The 7726-nt window shown below is 59.2% G+C and carries 11 protein-coding genes; 4 read left to right on the top strand and 7 right to left on the bottom strand.

The window, feature by feature from the left end:
* Positions 1-2: 2 nt before the first annotated feature.
* A complete protein-coding gene (locus FJW08_RS23570; RefSeq protein WP_140812503.1) occupies positions 3-1985 on the top strand; it encodes a type IV secretory system conjugative DNA transfer family protein in 1983 nt (660 codons plus the stop codon).
* 229 nt (positions 1986-2214) lie between these two features.
* Here the strand turns inward: FJW08_RS23570 and FJW08_RS23575 are convergent, their stop codons facing one another.
* From FJW08_RS23575 to FJW08_RS23595, 5 genes are all read right to left on the bottom strand, one after another.
* Positions 2215-2469: a hypothetical protein gene (locus FJW08_RS23575; RefSeq protein WP_140812504.1), complete on the bottom strand. Its 255-nt coding sequence runs from the start codon at positions 2467-2469 to the stop codon at positions 2215-2217.
* A gap of 38 nt (positions 2470-2507) precedes the next feature.
* Entirely contained in the window at positions 2508-2810 is a 303-nt protein-coding gene (locus FJW08_RS23580; protein WP_140812505.1) for a 4-fold beta flower protein, read from the bottom strand.
* A gap of 10 nt (positions 2811-2820) precedes the next feature.
* Positions 2821-3492, bottom strand: coding sequence for a hypothetical protein (locus FJW08_RS23585; RefSeq protein WP_140812506.1), 672 nt, complete (start codon positions 3490-3492; stop codon positions 2821-2823).
* 34 nt (positions 3493-3526) lie between these two features.
* Positions 3527-4357 (bottom strand): thermonuclease family protein, encoded by an 831-nt coding sequence (locus FJW08_RS23590; protein ID WP_140758351.1) that lies wholly within the window; start codon positions 4355-4357, stop codon positions 3527-3529.
* Between the two features lie 110 nt (positions 4358-4467).
* Positions 4468-4686, bottom strand: coding sequence for a hypothetical protein (locus tag FJW08_RS23595; RefSeq protein WP_140812507.1), 219 nt, complete (start codon positions 4684-4686; stop codon positions 4468-4470).
* Between the two features lie 425 nt (positions 4687-5111).
* On the opposite strand from FJW08_RS23595, the gene FJW08_RS23605 reads away from it, so the two are divergent.
* Entirely contained in the window at positions 5112-5972 is an 861-nt protein-coding gene (locus FJW08_RS23605; RefSeq protein WP_140812508.1) for an ATP-dependent DNA ligase, read from the top strand.
* A 15-nt stretch (positions 5973-5987) separates the two neighbouring features.
* On the opposite strand, the gene FJW08_RS23610 is transcribed toward FJW08_RS23605, so the two are convergent.
* Entirely contained in the window at positions 5988-6233 is a 246-nt protein-coding gene (locus FJW08_RS23610; protein ID WP_140758354.1) for a hypothetical protein, read from the bottom strand.
* A complete protein-coding gene (locus FJW08_RS23615; protein ID WP_140758355.1) occupies positions 6230-6523 on the bottom strand; it encodes a hypothetical protein in 294 nt (97 codons plus the stop codon). Before FJW08_RS23615 ends, FJW08_RS23610 begins: the two co-directional genes overlap by 4 nt.
* A 286-nt stretch (positions 6524-6809) precedes the next feature.
* Between FJW08_RS23615 and FJW08_RS23620 the strand changes: the two genes are divergently transcribed.
* Positions 6810-7019 (top strand): hypothetical protein, encoded by a 210-nt coding sequence (locus FJW08_RS23620; protein WP_140812509.1) that lies wholly within the window; start codon positions 6810-6812, stop codon positions 7017-7019.
* A gap of 93 nt (positions 7020-7112) precedes the next feature.
* Complete coding sequence (locus FJW08_RS23625; protein ID WP_227792300.1) at positions 7113-7481, top strand: hypothetical protein; 369 nt, start codon at positions 7113-7115, stop codon at positions 7479-7481.
* Positions 7482-7726 lie beyond the last annotated feature (245 nt).

Here is a 7726-nt window from a genome sequence, read left to right on the forward strand (position 1 = left end):
CCATGACCGGCACCCTGCGCCTCGTCTATCTCTTGTTCTGTCTGGCGATCGCATTCGCCATCTGGCTGCTTGGCTATGGCTTGGCGTTGAAGCTTCTCTACGGCGACGCCCGCGTCATCGAGGCCACGATCACCACGAACCCGTGGGCACCTCTTCAGCAGCTCGCGCTCTATGCCGACAATCCGGTGCTCCAGCGGGTCGGTCTTGGAGCCGCCGCCCCCGCGCTTTTCATCGCTGGCATTGTTGCCTATGTCGGTCTTCGGCCAGTATCCAACCCCCTTGGCGATGCGCATTTTCAGACAATGGCGTCGCTCCGCCGCGGTAAATGGTTTCGCCGCAAAGGGCACATTCTCGGGCGTTTCAGCCGCCAGATCCTGCGCGTCGATGACGAGCGGCATCACCTGGTCATCGGACCGACCCGCTCAGGGAAGGGTGCTTGCTACGTCATTCCGAACGCGCTCACCCATGAAGGATCAATGATCGTCACCGACCTAAAGGGGGAGATTTTCCGGTCGACGGCCGGCTACCGAAAATCGAAAGGCAACCAGGTCTTCCTCTTCGCGCCTGGATCGGATCGCACGCACCGCTACAATCCGCTCGATTTCATCCGGCCCGACCGCGGTGACCGCACGACCGATATCCAGAACATCGCCACCATTCTGGTTCCCGAAAGCGTCGACTCCGAAAATTCGATCTGGCAAGCAACCGCCCAGCAGGTGATGGCTGGCGCAATTAGCTACATCAACGAGAGCGTGTTTTACCGCGACCGGCGCAATCTCGGCGAAGTGACCGCCTTCTTCAACAGCGGTGTAAACCTTCAGGCTCTCATGGCCCTCATCAAGGAAAAGGAGCCGAGCCTCTCGCGATTTACCGTCGAGAGCTTCAATGCCTATATCGCGCTTTCCGAGCGCGCCGCGGCTTCCGCTCTGCTCGATATCCAGAAGGCCCTGCGGCCCTTCCGCAACGAGCGGGTGGTCGCAGCGACGTCGGTGACCGATATGGATTTGCGTGCTCTGAAGTACAGGTCGATCTCGATCTATCTGGCGCCGAACATCACCGACATAACGCTGTTGAAGCCGCTGCTGGCGCTTTTTGTCCAGCAGACGCTCGACACGTTGCTGCTCGAGCATGATCGGCGGCCGCTCCAGGTCTATTTCCTCCTCGATGAGTTCCGCCAGCTGAAGAAGCTCAGCGAGATCACCAGCAAGCTGCCCTATGTTGCCGGCTACAACATCAAGATGGCCTTCATCGTCCAGGATCTGAAAAACCTGGACGAGATCTACGGCGAGACCGCGCGGCAATCCCTGATGGGAAACTGCGGCTATCAGCTTGTCCTTGGTGCGAACGATCAAGCGACTGCCGAGGCCGTCTCGAAAAGCCTTGGTCGGCGCACAGTTCGCTACAAGACCGAGTCGCGGACGATCGAATTGATGGGCCTTCATCGCCGCACCAAGGTGGAGCAGCTAAGGGAGCGGGACCTGCTAATGCCGCAGGAAATCCGTCAGCTCCCCTCCGATAAGATGCTCGTGCTTGTCGAGGGACAGAACCCGATCCTTGCTGACAAGCTGCGCTTCTTCGCAACGAAGCCTTTCCGAGAGCTAGAGGCTTTCTCACGCAGCCACGTTCCTTCCGTTCCGGCAATGGAATTCCTTCCGCGAAGGGCCGTTCCTGCGACGACCGAGACCTATGAGAATTCGGGTGAGACCGGCGAGGTTTCATCCGGCCAACGACATTCGGCCGTGCCTGCTGACACATCAAAAGGAAATGGCAACTCTGAGGGATTGGTGCGCGGAGTGCAGACGGTGGAGGCAATTGAAGCTCAATTCGATTCGGCTGCGCGGAGATTGAAGACTCTTGCCATCAGATCGAGAGCTCTCCAAATCCGGAAGGGAGGGAGGGACTGGTCGGCGATATTCGACGAGACGGTACCAGATGCCGGACCGGAACTCCGGCTGGAGACAGGGATAATCCCTTCCGGCCCTTGATGAGGGACCATGTACTATGGCATGCACGGCAGGATTTAAGGTGCAACGTCCCATTGCGCTGAGGGTGACGTGCAAGCGGTCACATTATTAACACTCTGGTGGATGCTGTAAGCCCACTATAAGGATTGCTCTTCTACTTTCGACGACCTTGCGTCAAGATTGGTCCCACATAGGCGCGTCGAGGCAGGAAACCCAACGGGCGTAGAAAGACCCGCTCGGTCACGAGCCATCATTTTCGATAGCGGCCTTTCTCGCACCAGTACCTGACGAGAACACCTGGCTGTGCTTGAAACAGATCGGCGGCAATCTGACAGTTTTCGTGATTATAGGCTTCGCTCTCGGTTGCATCGAAGGTCGCAACGTGGATTCGCATCTCTCCCGTGACCGAACCACGATAGAGGGTGTAGGTGCTTGAATCGTCTGCCTGCGCGCTGCAAGCCGCCAAGCAGCCAGACGCGGGGAGCAGTTTCGCCAGCAGCTTCATTTCCCCTCTCCCCTCCCTAAAGCGGCGGCAATTGAGCGTCAGACTGATTCCGGCAGCGGGAATTCCTCGTAGCCGCCTGGCAAATCGAAGGGCACTTCGTCCATGGGCTTTACAGTTGTTCCGACCATCCGGATCATTGGGACGCCGCCGACTGTTTGATTGCCGACCTTGGCTGTCTGCGTAAGAAGACGATGGTTGCGTACCTCGCCGAGGTATTTGCCTTTGACACTGACAATTTGATCCCGTCGCCGAAAGCCAACGTGGCGGCCGTCTTTGCTGTAAAGAGCGCCCTCGTAGAGCCATCCAAAATATTCGCCATTCCATCGGTGCACGAAGATCACGGCCGTCCCCCTAGCGGTCTAGTTCTCGACTTATACAGGCTCTCCTTCGTCTCGCCGCCTCAAGGAGTGTGGGTGGGCTGGCGGGCGGCCGGATGCTGCCGCTAGGGCGATGCCGATATACGTTGGCGGTTTGTTTGACCTCCTTCATCTCTCTATCGAGTTTGACGCCGGCGGCCAGGAGACATTCGCACGGTTTGTAAAGGTCGAACCAATCTGGCTCTCCCACTGAATAGCTCAAAGCTTCAGCAAGAATCGGCTTGCCAGCAGCGGAGTTGAATCTTCTTTGCGCAAACGAAGGTGCCGGATTGTCGATGACAATTTGACCATTCTGGTCGAGGATTTGAAATTTGGCCACGCCCCTACCAAACCTAAAGTGCGCTGTCTCCAACTCCATAATGAAATCTACCAATAGCCGGCCCTCGAACGAACGGACCGTACCAATCACATCAACATGCGATTGGCCGATAATTCCGGCGACGATCGCATTCATTTCCCTGACGGCCAACTTACCGGCGTCATAGGCTTCACGCGGGGTTGAAACAGCGCTCAATTGGGCCGCCTTCAAAACAAAGTACTCCTGCCCATCTTGGCTGAGCACTTCAACCGATGGGTCGAATGGGGCCGGAAACAGATCCAGCCAATCACGTCGATCCGCTGTGTCAGCTTTCAGAAGCAGCCACATTTCGCGCCTCGCGCTCCGGCCTGTTCGATTCCACTCAGCACAGCGTCTCACACGCCACGCCGTCGCTGTCCCGATCCAGCTTCCCGCCCCACGAGCAGTTGTGCAGATACCATTGGGCCTCATCACACGAGCCAATTTGCTTGCACGTCCGCCGCGGTTCGCACGAATAGCCGCTCTGCGCGACCAGCTTGCGGCTGACGATGCCGAGCGGCTGGCTCGCCGGCGCCGCGGCGCCGGCATGCGACGCACGCCAGTCCCATGGCGCTTCGAATTTGCCGACCCACAGACCGACCTTTGCCGCTTCCGCCTTCGCCTGTTCAGTGGCGTAGGCGCCATGGCTGTAGCGCGGCCAATCCAGGGCCTGGCCGTGCTCGACCATCCAGGCGGCGACGCTGGCGCCATCAGCGCGCCGGCAGTTGCCGACAAAGCGGTGATAGCGGTCCCAATCGACGAAGCTGCATTGCACCGGCCTCGAGGCAGCCAGGAAGGTGTCGAGCGCTTCGGCCGATCGCCGGCCACACGGATATTCGAAGCCCTTGGCATCATCGCAATACTGCCGGCTCTCGGGCGCGTCGATTCCATTGAAGCGGATACGCTGGCCATGGATTTCGACCGTGTCGCCGTCGATGACGGATGCCACGCCAGCGATCGGTTCCGGCTTCGGCTCGAGCAAGTTCGACAGGTTGAGCTCCGGCAAACGGTCGCTGTGCTGCAGGAAGGCTTGAGCGGCCAATGCGCCGGCCGCAGTGACCGTGACAACGATCAGGCGCTGCGGGACGCTCGCCCATCTGCGTGCGCGCGAGCGCCTGGCACCGGCGCGCTTGCGCCATTGGTCAGAACGATTGCCGTATCGGTATTTGTCCACGCCCCCTCGCTCCCCGAGGGAGGATGCGATTGTTTCTGCCTAGAGTCCAGAAGAGTGCGTACATGGCCAAGTCAGCGCAACCAAACCATCCGCCGTTGTCGCGAAGCGCGTCAATGGATTTTGGGGATTTTGGCGATGGAGAGGTCTTGGAAGACCGCACACCACAAATTGAAATCGGCCAGTCGCCCGGCGAAGTGTGCTTCCATTGCACAATAGGCCGCTGCTGTCTGCGCTTCCGGCCCATAGAGCTCGATTGCAGCATCTGCCGCATCGCTAGGACTGGCAAAATCTGAAAGCCTCAGTGCCGCGCCATTGTCAGTCCGGAGCATGACGCCTTCCTTCTGTTCAGCGCCTTTCATTCAACGGGGTGGCGAATGTATGCGCCCCAGCAACATCAGCGAAACATGCGAACGAAGGAAGGGGCCGCTAGCTGGAGCCGGCTTTTCTATTGCTCGGCCGTCGCTTTGGGAATCTGAGGATCTTGGCCTCGGGTTCCGGTTCAAGCGGCTCATGACCAGGCCGCTCATGCCAGAAGACTTGGCGCAGATCGCGTTGGTCGACCGGCTGGCCACATGCAGGGCAATTGTAGAAGTGAAGGTGCTCGTCGATCTGCCGCCCTCCATGCAGTTTGCCAGGAATCGGGGGGCCAAGGTCAGATAGCTTCGTCATGCGGGCTGCAACATCCGGCCATGCTAAATGTTCCGGAACTATTTTAGCTAAAGCTGATTGAATCGCCGTTCCACGAGTCCAGTGCATGCGTTTGAAGTTCATTGAGCCGCTGATGCCGACCTTGGTTGAGAAGCCTCCCGAGGGCGAAGGCTGGATTCACGAGGTCAAGTTCGACGGCTACCGATCGCAGATGATCAAGGACGTGGGCGGCGTGCGCATCTTCACGCGGCGCGGTCTCGACTGGACGGCGAAATACCGCGACCTCGCCAAGGCGGCCGACGAGCTTGAGGTGGAAAGCGCCATCATCGACGGCGAGATCATCGTGCTGGACGATGCCGGGCTGTCTGACTTCGGCGCTCTGCGCAAGGCAATCACCCGCCGGCAACATGACCTCTATTTCGTCGCCTTCGATCTCCTGCACGTCAACGGCCACGATCTGCGCGACATGCCGCTGGAAGACCGTCGCGAAATCCTTTCCGAGATGATCCCCGAGGGGCAGCGCATCCAATTCAGCCAGGCGCTACCAGGGGAGGCCAGCGCTATCTTCCACCTGATCGACGAGGCCGGCATGGAAGGCATGGTCTCGAAGCGCAAGGACAGCAAATATCGCAGCGGCCCATCAACGAACTGGCTGAAGGCGAAATGCTATACCGTCGAGGAATACGCGCTGCTAGGCGTCGAACGAGAGCCAGGCAAGCCTGCTTTCGCCCTGATGGCCGATCGGCAGACGGGGCAGTATGTCGGCTCAGCATTCATCAACTCCAGCCGCGCCATTCGCGAGCGGCTATGGAAGCGTGTGCAGGAGCACGCCGGGCCGGCGCCCAAAGGCATGAAGCGGCCGGCAACGCAATGGGTAAAGCCGGGCATCATCGGCCGCGTAAAGCATTTGCGCGGCGAAGAGGACTTGCGTCACGCTTCGCTGCAGGATTTCCGCGAAGAAAGTTGAAGCCACGGTCAGCATCTAGAGCGACTTGCCCGCCCGGATCATTGCTCTGGCAATCGCCAACTCTGCCTCGACCTTCGCATTCTCTTTCTGGGTCATGTTGTCGGCCGCGATCAGCCGGCGCAGCGCGCGCATCACCTCGCCACGCGTCCAGCCTACCTCAAGCATGCAGTCGACGATGGCTTGAAAGCCGGGCTCCATCGCCTCCTGACAATCGACCTCGCGATCGGCGTACTCGCAATCGTGCCTTGGTGCATTAATCATGCGTTGCCGTCCACCGTGCTCTCTTCGTCCAACTGGTGCGGCACCGGCAGATAGGCATTAGCCACCAGCCACTCGGCGATGATCGTATCCACCAGATCCAGCTTCGCCTTACCCATCTCAGCAGCTAGGCCGCTCAGTACCTCGTCGGTCCGGGGGTCGAGACTGAGCCCGCCGACGTTTCTGAGCAGTAGCGCGGCTCTCCGTAGCATTACTTGCAAATCGGCTCGCGAAGCGTCTGCGATCTGATCGGCGGCGCTTTCCAGTTCATGCACGAATTGATCACGAGACATCGCTTGTTCCTTAAAGGAATTTCTCTCCTTCGTCCCGATGCTCAAAGCAGAACCAGTCCGGGGCATGCTTCGGCTTGGCAAAGCCCCATCCCGCATCCTTGGTGCATCCGCCGTGCTCGCAAGCCTGGTGCTGTACTCCCGCCGGAGTGGCGTAATCGGGCTCGGGCAATCTGACTTCGTCGGCCATGAGCGACAGTGAACAAAATAGGAACAAAATTGTCAAGAGCCTCTTGACCGACCAGGAATATGTTCCTTATTCCTCAAGGCGATCTGAGCAGGAAAGGCTATGCGAAAGCGCCAGAACGCGCCGAGTGGCGAAGCTATGTCGGAATTTGAAATGGCGGCGCAGCAGGCCATCGCTGCGGCCGGCGGTGATCCCGTGATTGCGCTGCAGAATGTTCTGGCCAGGAACGTGGAACTCGAACGTGAGCTCGCGCCGTCGCGCGTGGCAATTTCCAACGGCTTCTCTCGCGGATGGCATAGGGCGCGATCCTGAATGGCAGACACGGCCGAAGACAATTTCCGCATCGAGGTATGGGACCGAGAGGAAAAGACCCACCTCGAAACAATATCTCGATCGCCGGACGCGATGGTCAGCCAGGCGGCTTGGCAGGCAGCGATCCGGCGCCGGCCGGGCATGCTGCTAATCCACTTCAACAGCCGCCACGTCATGGAAAAGATCATCACGCCTGGCGATGTGAAAATCCCGCCACAGACGATTATCGATGGCAGCATTCACGCCGGTCTCGACGTCGCGCTCGGGGATCTGCGCGAATGGCACAAGCTGCGGGCGTGGTGCAAGAATTGCTCCCATCACGCCGAGGTGAAGGCGGCGGCGCTGATCCGCCGATACGGCAAGGACGCGCTATTCAGCACGGTTGAGCGAGCGCTTCTCTGCACGAGTTGCGATCGTGGCGGGCCGGTCCGGCTGGAAATCCACAAACTGCCCCGGAACTAGGCCCGACGAGACACGACCGTCCTATTCGTCGCTGTTCTCCTCGTCGTTTCCATCGTCAGATTGGTTATTACGACTTGCGTCATCCGCGTGCTCTTCTACGAGCGCCTCGGCGGTCACGTATGGGCTTACATCCGAGCTTGGATAGTCTGACTTACTTTGCGCCTACAACAGATGTGGCGGCGATGTAGAAATGTCGCTCGCTCTGCAAAGTAGAAATGTCGCATTGGCCGTTCCAAAGGGGCAGG

This window comes from Mesorhizobium sp. B3-2-1 (genome assembly GCF_006439515.1).
Classification (GTDB): Bacteria; Pseudomonadota; Alphaproteobacteria; order Rhizobiales; family Rhizobiaceae; genus Mesorhizobium.

Coding starts and splice junctions, on each gene's coding strand:
- FJW08_RS23570 (WP_140812503.1), top strand. CDS start 3: ATGACCGGCACCCTGCGCCTCGTCTATCTCTTGTTCTGTCTGGCGATC.
- FJW08_RS23575 (WP_140812504.1), bottom strand. CDS start 2,469: ATGAAGCTGCTGGCGAAACTGCTCCCCGCGTCTGGCTGCTTGGCGGCT.
- FJW08_RS23585 (WP_140812506.1), bottom strand. CDS start 3,492: ATGTGGCTGCTTCTGAAAGCTGACACAGCGGATCGACGTGATTGGCTG.
- FJW08_RS23595 (WP_140812507.1), bottom strand. CDS start 4,686: ATGCTCCGGACTGACAATGGCGCGGCACTGAGGCTTTCAGATTTTGCC.
- FJW08_RS23605 (WP_140812508.1), top strand. CDS start 5,112: ATGCGTTTGAAGTTCATTGAGCCGCTGATGCCGACCTTGGTTGAGAAG.
- FJW08_RS23610 (WP_140758354.1), bottom strand. CDS start 6,233: ATGATTAATGCACCAAGGCACGATTGCGAGTACGCCGATCGCGAGGTC.
- FJW08_RS23615 (WP_140758355.1), bottom strand. CDS start 6,523: ATGTCTCGTGATCAATTCGTGCATGAACTGGAAAGCGCCGCCGATCAG.
- FJW08_RS23620 (WP_140812509.1), top strand. CDS start 6,810: ATGCGAAAGCGCCAGAACGCGCCGAGTGGCGAAGCTATGTCGGAATTT.
- FJW08_RS23625 (WP_227792300.1), top strand. CDS start 7,113: ATGGTCAGCCAGGCGGCTTGGCAGGCAGCGATCCGGCGCCGGCCGGGC.